Annotated in this window: 21 protein-coding genes and 2 tRNA genes; 11 read left to right on the forward strand and 12 right to left on the reverse strand. The window is 66.0% G+C overall.

What is annotated here, in order from left to right:
• Positions 1 to 124: 124 nt before the first annotated feature.
• The 4 genes from NGM06_RS06380 to NGM06_RS06395 form a co-directional block, all read right to left on the reverse strand.
• On the reverse strand, positions 125 to 1,264 hold the full coding sequence (locus NGM06_RS06380; protein WP_254269476.1) for an ABC transporter permease: 1,140 nt from the start codon (positions 1,262 to 1,264) through the stop codon (positions 125 to 127).
• A complete protein-coding gene (locus NGM06_RS06385) occupies positions 1,261 to 1,914 on the reverse strand; it encodes an ABC transporter ATP-binding protein (RefSeq protein ID WP_254269998.1) in 654 nt (217 codons plus the stop codon). Before NGM06_RS06385 ends, NGM06_RS06380 begins: the two co-directional genes overlap by 4 nt.
• A gap of 142 nt (positions 1,915 to 2,056) precedes the next feature.
• On the reverse strand, positions 2,057 to 3,334 hold the full coding sequence (locus NGM06_RS06390) for a COG1361 family protein (RefSeq protein ID WP_254269477.1): 1,278 nt from the start codon (positions 3,332 to 3,334) through the stop codon (positions 2,057 to 2,059).
• A gap of 348 nt (positions 3,335 to 3,682) precedes the next feature.
• Positions 3,683 to 4,984, reverse strand: a complete 1,302-nt coding sequence (locus NGM06_RS06395) for a 5'-deoxyadenosine deaminase (protein ID WP_254269478.1) — start codon at positions 4,982 to 4,984, stop codon at positions 3,683 to 3,685.
• Between the two features lie 375 nt (positions 4,985 to 5,359).
• Between NGM06_RS06395 and NGM06_RS06400 the strand changes: the two genes are divergently transcribed.
• Positions 5,360 to 6,502: a glycosyltransferase family 87 protein gene (locus NGM06_RS06400; protein WP_254269479.1), complete on the forward strand. Its 1,143-nt coding sequence runs from the start codon at positions 5,360 to 5,362 to the stop codon at positions 6,500 to 6,502.
• Positions 6,503 to 6,550: 48 nt separating this feature from the next.
• Here the strand turns inward: NGM06_RS06400 and NGM06_RS06405 are convergent, their stop codons facing one another.
• The 3 genes from NGM06_RS06405 to NGM06_RS06415 all read right to left on the reverse strand — a co-directional run bounded on the left by NGM06_RS06405 (position 6,551) and on the right by NGM06_RS06415 (position 8,845).
• On the reverse strand, positions 6,551 to 6,982 hold the full coding sequence (locus NGM06_RS06405) for a GtrA family protein (RefSeq protein ID WP_254269480.1): 432 nt from the start codon (positions 6,980 to 6,982) through the stop codon (positions 6,551 to 6,553).
• Positions 6,975 to 7,727, reverse strand: a complete 753-nt coding sequence (locus NGM06_RS06410; protein ID WP_254269481.1) for a glycosyltransferase — start codon at positions 7,725 to 7,727, stop codon at positions 6,975 to 6,977. Before NGM06_RS06410 ends, NGM06_RS06405 begins: the two co-directional genes overlap by 8 nt.
• A 143-nt stretch (positions 7,728 to 7,870) precedes the next feature.
• Entirely contained in the window at positions 7,871 to 8,845 is a 975-nt protein-coding gene (locus NGM06_RS06415; RefSeq protein WP_254269482.1) for an oxidoreductase, read from the reverse strand.
• 84 nt (positions 8,846 to 8,929) lie between these two features.
• Here NGM06_RS06415 and NGM06_RS06420 point away from each other — a divergent pair, with 84 nt between their 5' ends.
• Entirely contained in the window at positions 8,930 to 9,382 is a 453-nt protein-coding gene (locus NGM06_RS06420; protein WP_254269483.1) for a hypothetical protein, read from the forward strand.
• Positions 9,383 to 9,386: 4 nt separating this feature from the next.
• Here NGM06_RS06420 and NGM06_RS06425 read toward each other — a convergent pair whose 3' ends face one another.
• Complete coding sequence (locus NGM06_RS06425; protein ID WP_254269484.1) at positions 9,387 to 9,533, reverse strand: hypothetical protein; 147 nt, start codon at positions 9,531 to 9,533, stop codon at positions 9,387 to 9,389.
• A 137-nt stretch (positions 9,534 to 9,670) separates the two neighbouring features.
• On the opposite strand from NGM06_RS06425, the gene NGM06_RS06430 reads away from it, so the two are divergent.
• Entirely contained in the window at positions 9,671 to 10,339 is a 669-nt protein-coding gene (locus tag NGM06_RS06430; RefSeq protein WP_254269485.1) for a DUF7119 family protein, read from the forward strand.
• A 10-nt stretch (positions 10,340 to 10,349) separates the two neighbouring features.
• Here the strand turns inward: NGM06_RS06430 and NGM06_RS06435 are convergent, their stop codons facing one another.
• Positions 10,350 to 11,618: a M20/M25/M40 family metallo-hydrolase gene (locus tag NGM06_RS06435; RefSeq protein ID WP_254269486.1), complete on the reverse strand. Its 1,269-nt coding sequence runs from the start codon at positions 11,616 to 11,618 to the stop codon at positions 10,350 to 10,352.
• A gap of 82 nt (positions 11,619 to 11,700) precedes the next feature.
• Between NGM06_RS06435 and NGM06_RS06440 the strand changes: the two genes are divergently transcribed.
• A tRNA-Lys gene (locus NGM06_RS06440) sits at positions 11,701 to 11,774 on the forward strand.
• 131 nt (positions 11,775 to 11,905) lie between these two features.
• On the forward strand, positions 11,906 to 12,310 hold the full coding sequence (locus tag NGM06_RS06445; RefSeq protein ID WP_254269487.1) for a CBS domain-containing protein: 405 nt from the start codon (positions 11,906 to 11,908) through the stop codon (positions 12,308 to 12,310).
• 115 nt (positions 12,311 to 12,425) lie between these two features.
• Here NGM06_RS06445 and NGM06_RS06450 read toward each other — a convergent pair whose 3' ends face one another.
• Complete coding sequence (locus tag NGM06_RS06450; RefSeq protein ID WP_254269488.1) at positions 12,426 to 12,812, reverse strand: dihydroneopterin aldolase family protein; 387 nt, start codon at positions 12,810 to 12,812, stop codon at positions 12,426 to 12,428.
• A gap of 93 nt (positions 12,813 to 12,905) precedes the next feature.
• Here NGM06_RS06450 and NGM06_RS06455 point away from each other — a divergent pair, with 93 nt between their 5' ends.
• The 3 genes from NGM06_RS06455 to azf all read left to right on the forward strand — a co-directional run bounded on the left by NGM06_RS06455 (position 12,906) and on the right by azf (position 14,860).
• Positions 12,906 to 13,514, forward strand: a complete 609-nt coding sequence (locus tag NGM06_RS06455; RefSeq protein WP_254269489.1) for a translation initiation factor IF-2 subunit beta — start codon at positions 12,906 to 12,908, stop codon at positions 13,512 to 13,514.
• Positions 13,515 to 13,713: 199 nt separating this feature from the next.
• Positions 13,714 to 13,950: a DUF8151 family protein gene (locus tag NGM06_RS06460; protein WP_254269490.1), complete on the forward strand. Its 237-nt coding sequence runs from the start codon at positions 13,714 to 13,716 to the stop codon at positions 13,948 to 13,950.
• 88 nt (positions 13,951 to 14,038) lie between these two features.
• On the forward strand, positions 14,039 to 14,860 hold the full coding sequence (gene azf, locus NGM06_RS06465) for an NAD-dependent glucose-6-phosphate dehydrogenase Azf (protein WP_254269491.1): 822 nt from the start codon (positions 14,039 to 14,041) through the stop codon (positions 14,858 to 14,860).
• A 7-nt stretch (positions 14,861 to 14,867) separates the two neighbouring features.
• Here the strand turns inward: azf and NGM06_RS06470 are convergent, their stop codons facing one another.
• Positions 14,868 to 15,485 carry a DUF309 domain-containing protein gene (locus NGM06_RS06470; RefSeq protein WP_254269492.1) on the reverse strand — a complete coding sequence of 206 codons (618 nt, stop codon included), beginning with the start codon at positions 15,483 to 15,485 and terminating at the stop codon, positions 14,868 to 14,870.
• Between the two features lie 284 nt (positions 15,486 to 15,769).
• Positions 15,770 to 15,842 (reverse strand) — tRNA-Arg (locus NGM06_RS06475).
• 130 nt (positions 15,843 to 15,972) lie between these two features.
• On the opposite strand from NGM06_RS06475, the gene NGM06_RS06480 reads away from it, so the two are divergent.
• The 3 genes from NGM06_RS06480 to NGM06_RS06490 all read left to right on the forward strand — a co-directional run bounded on the left by NGM06_RS06480 (position 15,973) and on the right by NGM06_RS06490 (position 18,875).
• Positions 15,973 to 16,515, forward strand: a complete 543-nt coding sequence (locus tag NGM06_RS06480; RefSeq protein WP_254269493.1) for a hypothetical protein — start codon at positions 15,973 to 15,975, stop codon at positions 16,513 to 16,515.
• 234 nt (positions 16,516 to 16,749) lie between these two features.
• Positions 16,750 to 18,189 (forward strand): single-stranded DNA binding protein, encoded by a 1,440-nt coding sequence (locus NGM06_RS06485; RefSeq protein ID WP_254269494.1) that lies wholly within the window; start codon positions 16,750 to 16,752, stop codon positions 18,187 to 18,189.
• Positions 18,190 to 18,443: 254 nt separating this feature from the next.
• The gene (locus tag NGM06_RS06490; RefSeq protein ID WP_254269495.1) at positions 18,444 to 18,875 is read left to right on the forward strand and encodes a histone; all 432 of its coding nucleotides are present in this window, start codon (positions 18,444 to 18,446) and stop codon (positions 18,873 to 18,875) included.
• The last annotated feature ends 108 nt before the right edge of the window (positions 18,876 to 18,983 follow it).

An 18,983-nucleotide genomic window follows, 5' to 3' on the forward strand; every position in this document is an offset into this window, starting at 1 on the left:
ATGTTTTGTCCAAATTAGCGGTTGTCTGACGAACTCCACCGACCCGAATCTTCGGCTCTCGCCAGAAACGGCGCGTGAGTCCGTTCGGGCGACCGACCGAGGGGCGACGCCGAACCGTCGCCGGTCAGTCTCGGAGCGCCTCGACCGGGCGCTCGTTGGCGGCCTTCCACGCGGGGTAGAGACCGCTTATCACCGCCGCGCCGACGCCGAACGCGAACCCGAGACCGATGTACCAGAACCCCTTTGACGTGAACGCGAACGGGTCGCCGAGGAGTTGCAGGTTGATGAGCAGGCCGAGCGCGACGCTCAGCGCGGCACCGACGAGCGCGCCGACGAGTCCGAGGAGCGCCGACTCCCCGAGCATGAGTCGCAGGATGTCGTACCGGCCGTAGCCGACCGCCCGGAGCACGCCGATCTCCTCGCGGCGCTCGATGACGCTCATCAACTGGACGTTCAGGATGGAGATGCCCGCGACCAGCAGCGAGATGCCGCCCACGCCGAGCAGGAAGAGGTTGATAGTGGACATCTGCTGGTTGAACCGCTCGATGGAGTCCTTGAAGTCGATGATGCGGTAGCGGTCCTCGCGGCCGAACCCGAGTCGGTTGCGGAGCATCACCGCGGTCTGGTTCGCCTCCGTCGGGGAGTCCGCTCGAATCTGGACCTGCGTGTAGTTGTCGCCCGGGAACGTCGATATCGGGACGAGAACGCCGTCGTCGAGACTCTGGAACGCGCCGCCGCGCGGTTGGTCTTCGAGGACGGCCGCGATGCGGTGGGACTCCCCGCCGAGCGTGATGCTGTCGCCGGGACCGATATCGTAGGTGTCGGCCGTCTCCGCGCCGACCAACACCTGCTTGCGCCACGCGTCGGGTATCGTCCCCCGCTCGGGCGAGAGGCGCTCTCGGGCGCCCTCCACGCCGTAAACCGAGACCGTGCCGGACTGCCGGAGGTGCGTGAGTCTCTCTCGGCGCTGCTTCAGCGCGTACACGTCGTCGTCGCCGTCCACGTACGACTTCACCTTCGAGACCTGACTCTGGGAGAGGACCCTGTCGGCGTCCTCGCCGGGGAACACTAGGACCGTGTTTCCGAACGTCGCACCCTGAAGGAACGAGAGTTTGAACGCGACGCCGAACACGCCCAGCGAGGCGATGGCGACGACGCCGATGACGACGCCGAGCATCGCCAGCGCCGACCGGGTCTTGGCGCGAGCGAGGTTCCTGCGGGCAAGCATCGCCAGCGGGAAGCGCTCGAACAGCCAGTCGATCATCGGAGATTCCCGTCCACGAGCTCGATAGTTCGGTCGGCGAACTCGGTCACCTGTTCGTCGTGCGTGACGGCGACCACGGCGACGCCCTCGTCGGTGATGCGACCGAACTCCCCGAGTACCTGCGACCCCGTGTCGCGGTCGAGGTTGCCGGTCGGTTCGTCGGCGAGCAGGAGGTCGGGGTCGTTGACGAGCGACCGGGCGACCGCGACACGCTGTTTCTGTCCGCCGGAGAGTTGGTTCGGCAGGTGGTCGAGTCTGTCGCCCAGTCCCACTCGTTCGAGCAGTTCCGTGGCCCGCCGGTGGGTGGTTCGCCGGTCGCGCTCCAGTAGCCGGGGAACCTTGACGTTCTCGACGGCGGACAGCGTCGGGATGAGGTAGAAGTTCTGGAACACGAACCCGACGGTCCGCTTGCGGAGCTGCGTCCGCTCGGCGACGGAGAGGTCGCTCACTGCCGTGCCCTCGACCGTGACGGTGCCCTCCGTGGGAGTGTCGAGCAGGCCGAGTTGGTTCAGCAGCGTCGATTTACCGCTCCCGCTCGGACCGACGATGGCGACGAACTCGCCCGACCGAACCGTGAGGTCGATGCCCTTCAGCGCTCGCAACACCTCTCCGCCGGACTCGTACTCCTTGACGAGGTTGCGCGACCGGATGACCGCCGACCCCTGCCGGTCGGTCTCGGCCTCGGCCGCGTCCGCGACCGGACCGCTTTCGGAGGGGACGGAGCCGTCGTCGGCCGTAACAGGGCCGCTCTCGGGTGTGGCCGAACTATCGTCGGCCGTAACGGGACCGTCGTCAGTCACCACCGAACCACCTCCACCCGCCGACGAGCGCGACCACTCCGACGAGGGCGACGCCGCCTATCGCCGTCAGCGGAAGCGACGAGTCCGAGTCGGACGACTTCGTCGGAGCGGTCCGGGGCACGTCGTAGGTCAGCGAGACCGTCCGCACGCGACGCACGTCGTCCACGATGTAGCTGACGCGAAGCGGAACCGTCACCGTCGAGGCGTTCGAGTCGAGGTTCGCCTGCACTTTGAACGAACTGAAGTCGCTCGACGGAATCTCTCCGACGAAGTACTCCGCGGTCGATTGACCGGGGACGACGTTCGGGTTCGACTGGACGCTGACGACGACGCTCAGCACGTCGGTCGTGCCGACGTTGCTCGCGCTCCCCGTCACCTGGAGGGTCTGGCCCCGCTTGGAGACGGAGATGCCGGTGAGATTGACGGCTCCGGGGTTCGAGAGTTCCGTCAGCGTCGGCGTGAGGGTCCGAGTGACCGACCGGTGGGTCCCGTTGGCGGTCGTGTATTCGAGGTCCGCCGTCAGGTTCACCGTCCCGGACGTCTCGCCGCTCACCTCGAAGGAGAACGTCTCGGTCGCCGTTCCCTTTAGCTGGGCGACGTTTCGCCGGTTGTCCTTCACCGACACCCCGTCGCTCCGAACCTGTAGCTCGACGTTCCGAATCGGCTCTCGGACGCCGTTCGTCAGCGAGACGTTCAGCGTCGTCCGACTGCCGGGCAGGGTCGATTCGGCTTCGACGGCCATCAGGGGATGGGGGTCGAACACCGTGATGTCGACCGGTTGGACGACCTCGTAGTTCTCACCGTTCTCGTGTCGGAACTCGACGCGAACGTAGAGCGAGTGGTCGCCCGTCTCGTCGAGTTTGAGCGATTGACGGTTCTGGAGTTTGTCGCCCGACCAGAGGCGTTTTCTCGGGGTATCCTCCGCGACCACGTCGTCGCCGTCGCCGTCGGGGGTTCGGCGGATTTCGACGCTCTCGACGAAGACGTTCCCCTCCCCGTCGTCTACGTTCTCCACGTGCGTCGTCAGGGTGAAGTTCGACCCGACCTCGGGTTGGGTCTCGTTGAGTTCCGTCCGGACCGTCACGAGCGTCGGGGCGGCGGTCTGTGCGGCGGGCGCGTCCACGGCCGCGGCGTCGTCGGTCGGCGTAGCGTTCACCGCGTGGGGGACGATACCGGTACCGACCGCCGAAAGCAGGACTACGAGGCAGGTGAACAGTTGCGTCTTCGTCATCTGGCCGCCCTCCGGTCGGCCGGTCGCTCTGAACTCCATCCTTCGGAGGGTGCGTCCGTGTCGGAGGGCTGGAAGCGGTCGTCACCGGACCCGACTTCGCGCGCCGGTCGCGAGCCGGTTTTGACACCGCTCTCATAGTCTCTGGTTAGATACATATCGTATCAGTCCAGTCCCGATGCTATCATTAATAATCTTAGGATTCGACTTCGGACGCTCCTAACCAGCAGACGCAACGACGTTTCGAATCGGAGGAGAATCTATGGAACAGTCCGAATCGGAGTACAGGTTATCCGACACCCCTCCGAGTCGGAAGGCAGTACGCGCGGACGGGAGTCGGAGCAGACGGAACTCCGGGTTCGGACGCCGGAGCGTTCGGACGATACGGAGCTACTCCGCACTGATTGGCAGTTCGTACTCGCGCGCCCGTTGCCGAATCGCCTCGGCGTCGCCCGTCCGCAACTCGCCGTCCTCGTAGACGACGTCGCCGTTCACCATCGTGAACTCCACGTCGTCGCCGTGGGCGGAGAAGACGAGGTGCGAGAACACGTCGTGGAGGGGAACGGCGCGGGTCACGTCGGTCGTCAGGCCCACGACGTCGGCCTTCCACCCCGGTCGGAGGCGGCCGACGTTCTCGAAGCCCGCGGCTCTCGCACCGTTCTCGGTCGCCATCTCGAAGACGAGTTGCGCGGGGGTCGTCGTCGGGTCGAGGTGTTCGACCTTCTGAAGCAGACTGGCCTGTCGCATCTCGGTGAAGGGGTCGAGCGTGTTGTTGCAGGGCGGGCCGTCGTTGCCCAGCGCGACGTTGATGCCCCGGTCCACGTAGTCCACGATCGGCGCGATGCCCGACGCGAGTTTCATGTTCGAGGACGGGCAGTAGGTGACGTGGGTGCCGGTCTCGGCCAGCACCTCGCGCTCGGACTCGTCGGTCCAGATGCAGTGGGCCAGCACCACGTCCTCGCCGGTCAGGCCGACCTCGTCCAGCCAGTGGATGTTCCGGCGGCCGGTCCGTTCCTCGACCGTCTCGACCTCGTCGCGGTTCTCGCTGGCGTGGGTGTGGATGCGCACGCCGTCGTACTCGTCGGCGAGTTCGCGCGACCCTCGCAGGCACTCCTCGGTGCAACTCACCGCGAAGCGCGGTGTGACCGCGTACTGGATGCGCCCGCCGTGCGTGCCGTGGTACTTCCGAATCAGGCGCTCGGTCTCGTCCAGTCCCTCTCGGGTGTCCTCCAGCAGGCCGTCGGGCGACTCGGTGTCCATCAGCACCTTCCCCATCCGGGCGCGGACGCCCAACTCGCCCGCGGCCTCGAACGCCTCGTCGGCGTGGCGAACCGACAGGTGGTCGATGGCGGTCGTGACGCCGGATTCGAGCAGTTCGAGGTAGCCAAGTTCCGCGGCGACCCGCATCCCCTCGGCGTCGAGCGACGACTCCATCGGCAGCACGTAGTCGAACAGCCAGTCCAGCAGGGCCGTGTCGTCGGCGATACCGCGGCCGAGCGACTGGACGGAGTGGACGTGTCCGCCGACCACGCCCGGCGCGAGCAGGTCGTACTCCGCGCGCTCGTGCCCGGAGTACGTCTCGACCAGTTCTTCGCGGTCGCCGACGGCGACAATCTCGTCGCCCTCCACGACCACCGCGCCGTCCTCGACCACCGTCTCGGCGTCCGCGACGACCGTTCCCTGTAGTAACATCCCGGCGCGTCTATGGGGGAGTCCGCAAAATACCTGCTGATTTCCGCCCGTCGGCGACTCTCGGGTCGGTCCTCTTCGACCGGTTCCTTCGCCTTCGACCCGCCGAAACGTCGGACCGATTCGGGGCTAGCTCCGGTGTCTGCTACCGCACGACGAACGTCGTTCCCGTTCCGGACCTCTCGTCGCGCTCCGTTCGTTTCGCCCGGCTCGAAACCAAATTACTTAAACTATCCATGAAGGAATCTCGGACTGTCAGAATAGATGTTTCCCCGAAACACTACGTCAGTGAACAGCTGGCTTCGGAATCCTGCGCTGCGTCGCTGGCTCGTTCGAATTCCGCTCGTTCTCAGTCTCGGCCTCGGACTGGCTGCACTCGTGGGGCACGTTCTCTTTTCGGACGTCGTCGCCGGTGACTTCGAGGCCTACTATTACGGTACGAAGGCGGCTCTCGACGGGGACGCACTCTACTTGAACGAACAGTACTCCAGTCAACACGGCGAATTCATCTACCCGCCGGTGACGCTCCTCTACTTCGCCGTCTACACGCTGTTCCCGTTCACCATCGCGTACGGTATTCAGTTGGTCGTCTCGCTCGTCGCCGCTAGCTACGCCGCGTGGGCGGCGGTCCAAACGATTCGGACCCACCGTTCGCTCTCTCGGACTGACTCGGTCCTCATCGGACTCTTCTTCCTGTTCTCGGCCTGCTCGCTCGCTGCCCTCTCGTTAGGCCAAATCAACCTCCTCCTGCTCGCGCTGCTCGTGTTCGGCTACCGACGACTCGCCGATAACGAGCAACTGGCCGCCGGGGCCTCCTTCGCCGTCGCCGCTATCCCGAAGCTGTTCCCCGGACTTCTCGGTCTCTATCTGCTCTCCCGCCGAGCGTGGCGGGCGGCCCTCTCGGCCATCGCCGTCGGCGTGGGTGGGATGCTCGTCGGCGCCCTCGTCTTCGGTTACGAGTTGACCCGGAACTACTTCGTCTGGTTGGTAACCAACCGCGGTATCAAGACGGGGACGCTCTCTGCGTCGACGCCTCCCTCCGAGGACCTCTACATCGTCACGCTGATGCGGCCGCTCGCGAACGTCTTCCCGTCGCTGGACGTTTCGGGCTACTTCGTCCTCTCTCTAGTGTTGCTGCTTCCGGTGTTGGGATACGTCTACGCGGGTGTGTCGGGGGTACGCGACGACCTCGTCGCGTTTCTCGCGACACTGGTCGTAATGGTGATTCTCGTCCCGCCTCAGCTAATCTACGGGGTGTTCATCTACTTCCCACTCGTGGTACTTTACTACCTGACGCACGACCATCGCCGCCGCGCAATATTCGGAGTCTCGCTAGTCCTCATCAACGTCATCTTCGTGCCGGAACAGTTCGCCACTGCGCTCCAAGCCCTCTCGCTTCCGTCGCCGTTCGTCGCCGACGTGATCGGAGTCGTTCGCCCGCTCCTCGGGTTCGCGTCGGTCCCCCTGCTCGGGTTTCTCGCGGCACTGCTGGGTTGCGTCGTCCATCGCGCGACGGCGTGACGACCGCCCGTCGCGTCCGGTCATTCGGCACTTCATCTCCGTCCGTCGCTACGTCTCTTCCACTCGCCACGTGAAGATCGACTCGAACACGTAATTGACGACGAACCCGACTCCGATTCCGGCGACGTTCGCCAGCAGGTACCAGAGTCCGAACACGTTGTGGAGGACGTGGAGTACCAACACCGCGACCCCGACTCCGCCGGTCCGGACGACGTTCGATTTCAGAAACCGACGGACGAGCGAACCGAACGAGCGGCGGCCGTACTCGTCGAAGGTCCACGAATCGTTTATCAGGAACATGATGACGATCGCCGTCTCGGCACTCAGCACCTTCGCGGCCAACGTCGGGACCGTCGTCATCTCGACGACGCTGGCGAGTACGATGTTATCGACGACCGCACCGAAGGCTCCGACCGACAGGAACTGCCCGAAGCGTCTCCCCGCGAGAAGCGACCGAACGACCCGCCGTGCCTCAATCATCGGTGAGTGCCGCCGTGTCGTCTCTCCCGCCGCTCACGGAAGCGGAGTCGCTACCGATCCGTTTCGACCTGTTTCGGACGGAGACGAGTGACCGGAGCATGTCTGCGGTCGTTCGAATGGGATCCACCGTCGAGTCCGGATTATCGTCCCACGTCACCGGTACCTCTTCGATAGTCAGTCGGAGTGCCGCCGCTATCGCGATCAGTTCCAGGTCGAACGCGAACCCGCGCTCGTTGATGTAGTCCCTCACGTCCCGCCAAGCGTCGGTGGTGAGCGCCTTCGCGCCACACTGGTAGTCGTAGAGTGAAACGTCGAGGAATCGGCGAGCGGTCCACGCGAATACGTCACCGAGGTGGCGTCGGAAAACCGACTGGTGGGACGCTATCGTGGCGTCCGGATGACGACGCGACCCGACGCAGATGTCGACGTCCGTCGTTTGTAGCGTGCGAACCAACTCCGTAAGCGACTCCACGGCAGTGCTTCCGTCGGCGTCGGCGAACAGCACGATGTCCACGTCGGGAGACAGACTCTCGAACCCATCGACGATAGCGGCACCTTTCCCCCGCCGCGTCGCCGAGTGATTGACCGTCACGTCGAGGTCGTCGATCGGAGCCTCGATGTCGCCGTCGAGTTCGACCCGTATCTCGTCCGGAGCGAGTACCGAAGTGACCTCGACAATGTAGTCCCGAAGAATATCAGAATCGGGGTTGTAGGCAGGGATGACCAGTCCTACAGAGCAGTCCATACGTGTTCCGATAAAGACTGCGAGTATAGTTATTTTGGTCTACTACACGTCGTTCTTAGAACATCGCTGAGGGAACTGGGAAAAACTATCACGGTCGGGTCTCTCTTCCTTCCGTGCCGTCGGTTTGCGGTTCGATACCTCTCTCACCCCGCTGACGTGGCCGCTTTGAGGTCGTAGGTCACGCCGGTCAGGTCCTCGGACACCTCCCAGAGTCGCTCGGCGCGCTCCCGGTCGTAGGAGACGTCGCTGGACTGCTGGACGCTCGGCGGACCGCGCATGTTCATCAACCCGCCGGGACCGACGTACTCTCCGCCCTCGATTTGCGGGGCGGTGGCGGCGTACAGCATCGGGAGCGCGCCCCGCTCGGCCGACTGGGCGAGGACGGCGTTCGCGGCCTTCATCGCCCAGAGTCGGAGGGTCGACCCCGCCATCTCGGGACCGCGGCGCTGGAGGTTCGTGGCGGCGTACCCCGGGTGGCAGGCCACGCTGGTCACGTCCGCGCTCGCGTCCTCGAGTCGGCGCTGGAGTTCGTAGGCGAACAGCACGTTCGCCAGTTTGCTCTGGGCGTAGGCGTCCCACTCGTCGTAGGAGTCCTCGTGCTGGAGGTCCGCGAAGTCGATGTCGCCGCTCTCGTGGACGCCGCTGCTCTGGGTGACGACCCGCGTCTCGCCGGGCGTCTCGCGAAGGCGGTCGAGGAGCAGGCCGGTCAGCGCGAAGTGGCCGAGGTGGTTGACGCCGAACTGCATCTCGAACCCGTCCTCGGTCTCGCGCCGCGGAATCGCCATCACCCCCGCGTTGTTGCAGAGGACGTGCAACTCGTCGTGGGTGTCGCCGAACGACTCGGCGAACGACTCGACCGACGAGAGGTCCGCGAGGTCGAGTTCGGCCACTTCGAGCGACCCGCGGTGGCCGCCCTCCGTGTCCTCGCTCCGGAGTCGTCGCTTGGCGTCCTCGCCGCGGTCCTCGCTCCGGCAGGCCATGACGACGTGGGCACCCTTCCGGGCGAACGCGCGGGTCGCTTCGTAGCCGAGACCGCTGTTCGCGCCGGTGACGACGACGGTCCGGTCGTCCATCTCGGGCATCTGTTCCGCCGCCCACTCGCCGCGATTCGGTGACATGAGTCCGTGTATGGTCGGCAGTCACTGAAAGGCATCGCCGCCGCGGCAAGAACCTCTATGGCGATACGGACCCCCGAGTCGAGTATGCCGGGCAACGATTCCGGGACGAGCGAGCGAGAACCGTCCGACAGCGACTCGACCGCTCGGGACCTGACCGACGCCGAACGCGAGGCGCTCCACGAACTACAGGTCGGCATCGAACACGTCCGCCGGGGGTACGGCCGCCTGCTCGACTGCCACCATCAGGTCGGCCGCGGGATGGACCGGTTCGACGCCGCGCGCGAGAAACTTCGAGCGGCGGGCCACGACGAGTTGGCGGACGAACTCAGAGACGTCCACCTCCCCGCGGGAGTGGTCGGCGACCAGTGGACCTACGAACTGGTCGAGGCCTTCGAGGCGGAGTTCCTCGCGACCGTCTCGGCGTTCGAGGCGTCCGTCCGCGAGCAGTTGGCCGACGGGGAGAACCACGTCACCGAGCAGAAGTACCAGCGCGAGTGGCGTGACCGGGCCGACGGCGAGCGTTGGCGGGAGGACTGAGGACCTACTCTCGGCGCTTCACTACGAACCCCCGGCACTTCGGACACACGACCACCGAGCGCTCCTCGAACGTCGCCCTGCAGAGCGTGCAGACGTAGTCCCCCTCGTCGCCGGTACGGCGTCGCTCGGTGAGTCGGCTGAAAAGTCCCACGGGAGTGGCGACGCGACGGACGCGGAAAGCGGTTTCCGCCGGTCGCTGACCTGTCTGCCCGCTTGCGGTTTTGGCGCCACTGGCGACCATTGTTCCGACCCGCGGATTTTTGCCCGGTGAGAACTACCGTAGGACCGATGAGCGAACAGCGAGGCGACGACGGGCCGCCGACCGACCGCGAGTCGCCGGTCGGCCAACCGGTCGTCCGCGGCGACGAGACGGTCACGGGACAGGACGCCGAGCAGGCCAAGGCGTTCGACCCGACCGACCCCGAGAGCGTCGCGGCGGCCGCCGAGACTGTCGGGAAGTTCGCCGAGAACACCGCCGGAGGCGAGGACAACGTGTACATGCTCCGGGGGGCGGCGGCGTGTGCCGCGCTCGTTCGCGGCGAGGGGTCGTACAAGGCCGCGGCCGAGCGCGCGGGCGGCGACGTGACGGTCGCGTTCATCCGGAAGTGGGCGCGCGTCCACGACCTGCCCCAGTCCATCCGTCGCTACGTCGCCATGGGCCACGTCGCGCCGACCGCGGCCAAGCACATCGCCCGCGTCGGCGGCGAGGAGCGCTTCCAACTCGCGTGGGCCGTCCTCGACGGCGACCTGACCGTCCGGGAGGTCCGGTCGGTCGCCAGTGAGGTCAACGGCGGCACCCCGGTCGAGGACGCACTGGCAGACCACGGCGTGACGCCGGGCGAACTCACGCTCACGCTCCCCGGCGACACCTACCGGGAACTCCGCCGGACCGCGGCGATGGAGGGCCGCGCCCCCGAGGAACTGGTCGCCGAGGCGCTGGACGAGAACCTCTCCTGAGCGTCGAACGCTACCGCAGGAACTCCGCCGCCGCGTCGGCCAGCACTTCTCCCGCCGTCAGCACCTCCGCCCACGGAATCGTCTCGTCGGGGAAGTGGGCCTGCTCGATGGACCCCGGACCGAACATCACGGTCGGGATTCCGGCCTCGATGTACCAGCGCGCGTCCGCGCCGTAGGTCCCTCCGCGGGGGTCGGCGTCGTCGAGTCCGTTCGCCGCCATCGCGCGCTGGACCGCCCCGACGACCGGTTCGTCGGCGTCGATTTCCGACGCCTCGAACTGGACCGAGAACCGCTCGAACTCCGGCGGATGGTCGGTCAACCACTCGTCGTCGGCGACGAGTTCGGCGAGGCGCTGCTCGAAGACCTCTTCGACCTCCGCCACAGTCTCACCCGGCGCGACGCCGATTCGAAGCTCGGCCGTCAACTCGGCCGGGACCGACGACGCCCAACTGCCCGCCTCGACCCGGCCGACGACCACGGGCCACGGCACCGGGAAGTCCTCGTAGAGTGGATGGGTCACGTCCTCGCCGCGCTCGGTCTCCAACGCCGCGAACGCCCGCCGAATCTCCTCGAAGTACGGGAGGACGTCCACGCCGCGCCACCGTGTCGCGGCGTGGGCCGACCGACCGGTGAGGCGGAGGCGCTTCATCAGACTCCCCTCGGAGGCCGTGACCGGCCGGAGGTCGGTGGGTTCGGCGATTATCGCGGCGTCGCGCTCGAAGGGGTAGGGGTTCGACAGCGCGGCCGCGGCCGCGCCGATGCCGCCCGCCTCCTCGCCGACGACGCTCTCGACCACGATTCGTCCGTCGAGGGACTCGTCGGCCGACGCTTCGAGGTGTTTCGCCGCGAAGACGCACGCCGAGAGACCGCACTTCATGTCCGCCGCGCCGCGCGCCGTGAGCGTCTCCTCGTCGCCGTCGCCGTCCCACGTCGGGTCGAACGGGTCGCTCGACCACGACTCGCGGGCCACCGGCACCACGTCCACGTGCCCGTTCAGCACGAGCGTGGGACCCCTCTGAGGGTCCCCCAGTTCGAGGACGCCGCCGACGCTCGGCCGGTCCGCGACCGGAATCTCGTTGGGGTCGTCCGGGAACGAGGAGTGGGCGGCCAGTTCCTCGGCGTCGGCAGTCCACTCGTAGGTCTCGAAGCCGAGTTCGTCGAGTCGCTCCCGGACGTACGCCTGCGCGGGCGCTTCGTTCTGCTGGGTGGTGTCGAATCGGAGGAGTTCCTCGGCGAACTCTCGGAGGTCGTCGTCGCGTTCACGGGCGAACTCGTTCATGCGCGAATCGACTGACGGGGTGCGGGTAAAGTTTCCGGGAAATAGTAAACGTTTAACCCGCGTCGCCCGCAAGCGAGAGTGAGGGCTGGTAGCTCAGTTAGGCAGAGCGTCTGGCTTTTAACCAGACGGTCAGGGGTTCAAATCCCTTCCAGCCCGCTACCTTTTGTGACGAGCACCACCGCGAGCGCCTCGTGCGCTCGTATCTCCGTGACTCGCACGGGACGACGCCGAAAGATTTGACCCCCATCGACCGAATACTTATCAGCGAGGCCGCAAAAGGAACGCCCATGGAAGATATCTTCGTCGGACGACTCATGTCGTCCCCCGTCGAGACGGTCTCGCCGGACACCGAGGTTCACGTCGCGGCCGAGAAGATGATAGACGAGCGCATCGGGTCGGTCCTCGTCACGGACGAGGACGGCCAACTCGCCGGTATCCTGACCGCAACGGACTTCGTCCACATCGCCGCCGAACAGCGGTGGGCCGCCGACGCGACGGTCGAGACCTACATGACGACCGACGTGACGACGACGACGGCGAACGCCGAGATACGCGACGTCGCGGACACGATGATAGAACAGGGCTTTCACCACATGCCGGTCGTGGACGAGACCGAGGGCGTCGTCGGCATCATCACGACGACGGACATCACGGCGTACCTGTCCCACGTTCAGACGCCGAGTCCGTCGTAACCGGGGCCCAGACGGATTCGGTCGGCCTCCTCTCGCGGTCAAGTCAGTCGGCGACGAGCGTCGTTCGCAGTTACCGCGCGGTTTCGAGAACCGGACGAGCGGACGCCTTCGCGTCCTACGGTTCGCTCACTGAGTCGATTCTCATCAGCGGGTAGCCGTCCTCCATCTCCATCCGGGTGACGACTTCGACGCCCTCGTGGTCCACGACGATTTCGACCTCCACGAACCGGCCCGTGAGTTCCGTGTACCCGCCGGTCATCTCCGCCGCCAGTTTCTCGGTCAGAATGTCGACGGTCACGCGCTCGCAGAACGGTTGGTTCTCGATGGCGTCCTCCATCGCGGTTTCGAGGCTGGGGGCGCTCTCGGGACTGACGGGCGTCCCGGCGAACTGGTGGTAGAGCGCACCGAACTTGATGCCCGCCTCGAAGCAGGCCGCGTCGCGGTCGGTGGGGTCCGAAGTGGGGGCTTCTCGACCCCCTGAATCGGCGTCGCTGGAGTCCATGGTCGTGACCAAGCGGGCCTGCGAGAAAAGCCGCCCGGTCTTTGCGCCGGACCATCACGGAATACCTTTTAACGTCCAACACCTCATTCGCCCATGGACTATTCAGCGAATCTCGACAGAGCGATGGACGCGACGCCCGACTTCGAAGAGCAGAGCGACCGATTCAGCTACCCCGACGCGGACGCCCAGAAGGACGGCGCGTTCACGCGATTCACCAACCTGAGCGACGTCGCGGACGCGCTCGGCCGCGACACCGAACACCTCCACAGCGCGCTCCAGCGCGAACTCGGGACCAACGGGAAACTCGAAGACGGCCGCGCCCGGTACAACGGGACCTTCTCGGGGTCCGACTTCGACGCCGCCCTCGAGAGCTACGTGCAGGAGTTCGTCCTCTGTTCGGAGTGCGGCCTGCCGGACACCCGCCTCGTCCGCGAGAACCGCAACCTGATGCTGCGGTGTGACGCCTGCGGTGCGTTCCGCCCCGTCACCAAGCGTTCGACCTCGACCCAGAACCAGAACCGGGACGCCGTCGAGGAGGGAGCCACCTACGAGGTCAAGATTACAGGCACCGGCCGAAAGGGCGACGGCGTGGCCGAGAAAGGCAAGTACACCATCTTCGTCCCCGGCGCACAGGAGGGCGACGTGGTGCAGATCTACATCAAGAACATCAGCGGGAATCTGGCGTTCGCGCGACTCGCCTGAAACTCTCTCCATTCGGTTTTTCTACCCGTTCTTCTACTCGATTCCCACTCCGTCAGCGGCAGAATAACGCCGAACACCAGCGGCGGCAGGAGCGCGCCGAGTATCTCCAAATCGACGAACAGCATGTTCGGCCGAGAAAAGGTTCCCGAACCTCCCGAACGCAAAACCCCTTTACACGCCGAGTTCGTCCGTCGGGGTGATGTACGAACTCCTGACGGAACTGGGGTCGGAGGCGCTCGCGGTGGTCGCCTACGCTCTCGGAACCCTCGCGCTGTCGCTCCTCGGTCTCTTCGCGGAGTACAACAGTCTCCAGCAACTTATCGCCGGAGACAAAGTGCTCGCTGGCTGGTTCGCCGTGATGGGCATCGTCGCGCTCGCGTTCGCGGTGAACCTCGGGCGCGAGAAGTTGCTCCCGCAGTTCGCGGCGGACGACTGACCTGCGGACGGCCATCGACAAGACGTTCTCGGTCCAGGTCCGAGCGAATCGCACCTTACTTATCACCTGCTTCCCTCCCTTCAGTTGAATGGACGACCCAGTCCTGCTTACGGGCGCGGAAGGCCGCGTCGGGCAGGCCATCCTCTCGGACCTCTCGGCGGAGTACGAGTGGCGACTGCTCGACCGGGACCCGCCGACCCGCGACACGGACCACGAGTTCGTCGTCGCAGACATCACCGACGAGGAGGCCGTCCGGGAGGCCATGGACGGCGTCGGCGCGGTCGTACACCTCGCTGGCGACCCACGTCCAGAAGCGCCGTGGAACAGCGTCCTGACGAACAACATCGACGGCACGCGCAACGTCTTCGAGGCCGCAATCGACGCTGGCGTCGAGAAGGTCGCGTTCGCCTCGTCGAACCACGCGGTCGGCGCGTACGAGACCGACGAGCGCACCCCCGAGATGTACCGCCGCGACGACGACTACCGACTCGACGGCACCGAGTTCCCCCGACCGAGCAACCTCTACGGCGTCAGCAAGGCGACCGGCGAAGTGCTGGGTCGGTACTACCACGACGAGTACGACCTCAGCGTCGTCTGCGTCCGCATCGGCAACCTCACCAAGAACCACCCGCCCAAGGACTACGAGCGCGGGCAGGCGATGTGGCTCTCCCACCGGGACTGCGCCCACCTCTTCGACCGCTGTATCCGGGCCGACTACGACTTCGAAATCGTCTACGGCATCTCGGACAACGACCGGAAGTACTACTCCATCGAGCGCACGAAGGAGGTGCTGGGGTACGACCCGCAGGACAACTCTGCCGAATTCGCGGACGACGAGACCGAGAACGGAGACGAAGCCGAGAACGCCGACGATACCGGAAACGCGGCCGAGAGCCAGACGGACGACTGACCGCGCGTCAGTCGAACAGGCCTTCCACGTCCGATTCTCTGTGGTCGCGCTTGCCCACCACGCCCGCCATTCGCTGGAAGATTATCCCTCGATTCGCGGCGTCGCGTGCGAAGTCCATCACGAACGTCACGAACTGACTGGTCGCCTTCTCGTCGTCGAGGTCCTCGCGGGCGTACGTCACCGCCTTCTCGACGGTCTCCTCGTCGTAGCCGTACTCCTCGGCCAGCACCGCGGCGGCGACCGCGGCCGCCTCGAAGCGCAGGTCTTCGGGTCTGAGCGCCACGTTCTCGTGAGTCAGGCGCGGCGGCGCGGCGCGTTCGACGTGTTCCGGGTCGGCGGCGACCGCCCGGAGGTACGTCCGCACCTCGCCGACGTTCACCTCTCGGTAGTCCGCCGGGAGGGCGGCGAGGTACGCCGCGCCACTCTCGGCGAGACCGCGGACGCCCGTCCAGTTCGCGTCGTGGGCGTGGTGGACCGCGGCCGTGAACTGAATCAGGCCGTGGAGAAACCGCTCGTCGTCGGTGCCCGACTCCAAATCGAGCCAGTGGTCCTCCCACGCGTCGTGGGCCGCGTGGTACTCGCCGTCGTTGTAGATGGCGATACCGGCCCGGAGGTGGTCTCTCATCGCTGGTGAGTTCGGGATTCGACAGCAAGGGTCTTCGGGATTCGAAACCGCAGGTGGTGCAGATAGCGACAGATGGTAGTTCCGCGGTGCAGCAGTGCGAGAGCCACAGAAGACTCTCGCGGACTTGCTCCGTGAAAACGTCCTGACGGAGATTTGAACTCGTCCAGATGTTCCTGCTCGCTTCGCTGCGCGGGCATGCATCTGGTCTGCTCGAATCTCCGTAGTTGGAGTGTCCGCGACGCGGACTCCTCGCTACGCTCGTCGTCGTTGCGTCGCGGCAGAAACGTCCTGACGGAGATTTGAACTCCGGTCCCTGGCTCCGCAAGCCAAGAGGATAGTCCACTACCCTATCAGGACTCAACTCTACGTTGGCCGGTTCCACTAATAGGGGTTACGGTCTGCTTACGCGGGTGACACAGAGACGCAAAGACAAATCGCTATTTTTGCATTCGTGAAGACTTTGAAACCGTGTCGCGTTGGAGTCAGTATGGACCGACGGGAGATGCTCACACGTTTCGGTGGAGTTCTCGGTGCGGTTTCGCTCGGTGGCTGTCTCGGCCAGTACGAGGACCTCGCCGGGAGCGAGGGCGATTCGACCACCACCGAATCGACCACGACGGCCGGGGAGACGACCACGGAGGGTGAACCGGCCGACCGAACCACGGACGGCCAGCAATCGTCGCTGACCGACTCCTCGTTCGAACCCGCGACGGCCGAGTGCGGGAAACCCGCGGGCGACGCCAGCGTCCAGTTCTCCCCGGGGTCGGTCACCGTCACGGGGACGATTTCGGGGTCGAACACGTGCTACACCGCGAAACTCGCCGACGCGAGCTACGACCCCGAGAGCGGGACGCTCGACGTGACCGTCGCCTCGGTGCAGAAGGGCGGGGCCGACGCGTGCGCCCAGTGCATCGTGGAAATCGAGTACGAGGCGACGTTCTCGTTCGACGGCGCTGTGCCCGCGAGCGTGTCGGTCGTCCACGAGGCGATGGGCGACACGACGACGGTCACGACCGCTGAATCGGGGTGACGGCGAGCGCAGCGACGGGGTAGCGTCGGGCCGCCGAGACCGCACGCCGGACGCCGCGCCGAGCGAAGGTTTATGTCCGGACGGGCGACCAACTCGGACCGTGACCAATCGACGACCAGTCCCCGACCCCGGGCGGACCTCGCGTCGAAAACCGACCGACGCGACCGAGGTGAGAGCGCGCTCTCGACAAAGACAATACTTAAGCGCGGGCCACCCCTTCCGTGCAATACGATTATGGGCGCGATAGAGGACGTTTACGCCGACCTCGACGCCGACGTATCTCTGGAGGAGTTCCGCGAGGCGGTCGAGGAGAAGGTCGAGCAGATGGGCGGTCTCGCCGACGAGGAGACCGCCGCGATGCTCATCGCCCACGAGATGGACGAGGAGGGCGGCGAAGTCGAGAGCATCGCCGACATCGAACCCGGCATGGAAGAGGTGAAGTTCGTCGCCAAAGTGGTCGGCGTCGGCGACGTTCGGACGTTCGAGCGCGACGACGAGGACCGCGACGAGGGCCGCGTACTGAACGTCGAGGTGGCCGACGAGACCGGTTCCATCCGCATCACGTTCTGGGACAAGCAGGCCGACGCGGGCGAGGAGGAACTCGAAGTCGGCGACACTCTCCGCATCTCCGGGCGACCGAAAGAGGGGTACAACGGCGTGGAGGTCAACGTCAACGACGCCGAGGCCGACGACGAGACCGACGTCGACGTGCAGGTTCAGGACACCTACCGCGTCGAGGACCTCTCGCTGGGTCTCTCCGACGTGAACCTCCGCGGCAAAGTGCTTGACACCGACGAGGTGCGCACCTTCGACCGCGACGACGGGTCGGAGGGGAAGGTCGCCAACCTCAAACTCGGCGACTCCACCGGCCGCATCCGAGTGACGCTCTGGGACGAACGCACCGACCGCGCCGAGGAACTCGACCCCGGCGTCTCGGTCGAGGTCGTGGACGGCTACGTCCGGGAGCGCGACGGGAGTCTGGAACTCCACGTCGGTAACCGCGGCGCGGTCGAGGAGATAGACGAGGACGTGGAGTACGTGCCCGAGACCGCCGACATCGGCGACCTCGAAATCGGCGACGAGGTGGACATCGGCGGCGTCGTGCGCTCGACCGACCCCAAGCGCACCTTCGACCGCGACGACGGGTCGGAGGGGCAGGTCCGAAACGTCCGCGTTCAGGACGAGACCGGCGACCTCCGGGTCGCGCTCTGGGGCGAGAAGGCCGACATCGACATCGCGCCCGGCGACGAGATTCAGTTGGCCGACATCGAGATTCAGGACGGCTGGGAGGACGACATCGAAGGCTCCGCCGGGTGGCAGTCCACCGTGACCGTCCTCGGCGAGGCCGACCCGTCCGTCGGCGGTGGCGAGAGCGACACCGGCGATGACGGCGACGGCGCGAGCAGCGGGACGGGTCTCGACGCCTTCGGCGACGACGACGGAGGCGGCACCGACGCTGGCGCAGACGCCGCTTCCGGCGCGGACGGTGACGACGCCGACGGCGAGTTCGTCGAGTTCACGGGAACCGTCGTGCAGGCTGGCGACCCGATAATTCTGGACGACGGCGAGGAGACCGTCAGCGTCGAGTCGGGCGCCGACGTGACCCTCGGACAGAAGGTGACCGCGCGCGGCGAACTCCGAGACGGGACCCTCGACGCCGAGGACGTGTTCTAACCGCGGACTACGGACCTGCTTTACAGCCGAGTGGTTTCGGCCGACCGACCGGTGAGCGTGGGGCGAACCGCTCTGGTTCTGTACTGATGGGACACGAGCAGACAGACGGGACCCGCGGGTCGAACGGACGCGTCGGGTCGCGGGCGGTCGTTCGGTTTCTACGGCCGGGAATCACCCCGCGTTCGAAAACCGTCTCTGGTTCCTCGAAAGACGCTTTGGAAAGAACTAAGGGCGCGAGATTCCCGGATTCTGGTATGAGCGTCGAGTTACCGTTCGCGCCGATAGACACGATAATCAGACGGAACGCGGGGGAACTCAGAGTCAGCGCGGACGCCGCCGAGGAGTTGGCCCGGCGGATTCAACGTCACGGGGCCGAACTCGCGGTCGATGCCGCCGAACACGCCACCGCAGACGGTCGCAAGACGCTGATGAGTCAGGACTTCGGCGTCGAGCAGGTGGTGGACAAGGAGAGTCTCGAACTCCCCGTCGCTCCGGTGGACCGCATCGCCCGACTCGAAATCGACGACAGCTACCGGGTCGCCATGGACGCCCGCATCGCGCTGGCGGACATCCTCGAGGACTACGCGGACAACGTCGCCGAAGCGGCCGCCGTCCTCGCGCGCCACGCCGACCGGCGAACTGTTAAGGCCGAGGATATCGACACGTACTTCGAACTGTTCGAGTGAGTCCCCGCGGACGCCTCGTTTCGAGCGCGTCGAAATGCCGCGGGGAGCGAAGCGGTTAAATTCCACTGTGCACCAATGAAACACGTGCTACCAACTACCGAGTTCCTC

Origin of the sequence: Halorussus aquaticus, assembly GCF_024218795.1 — an archaeon.
Lineage (GTDB): Archaea > Halobacteriota > Halobacteria > Halobacteriales > Haladaptataceae > Halorussus > Halorussus aquaticus.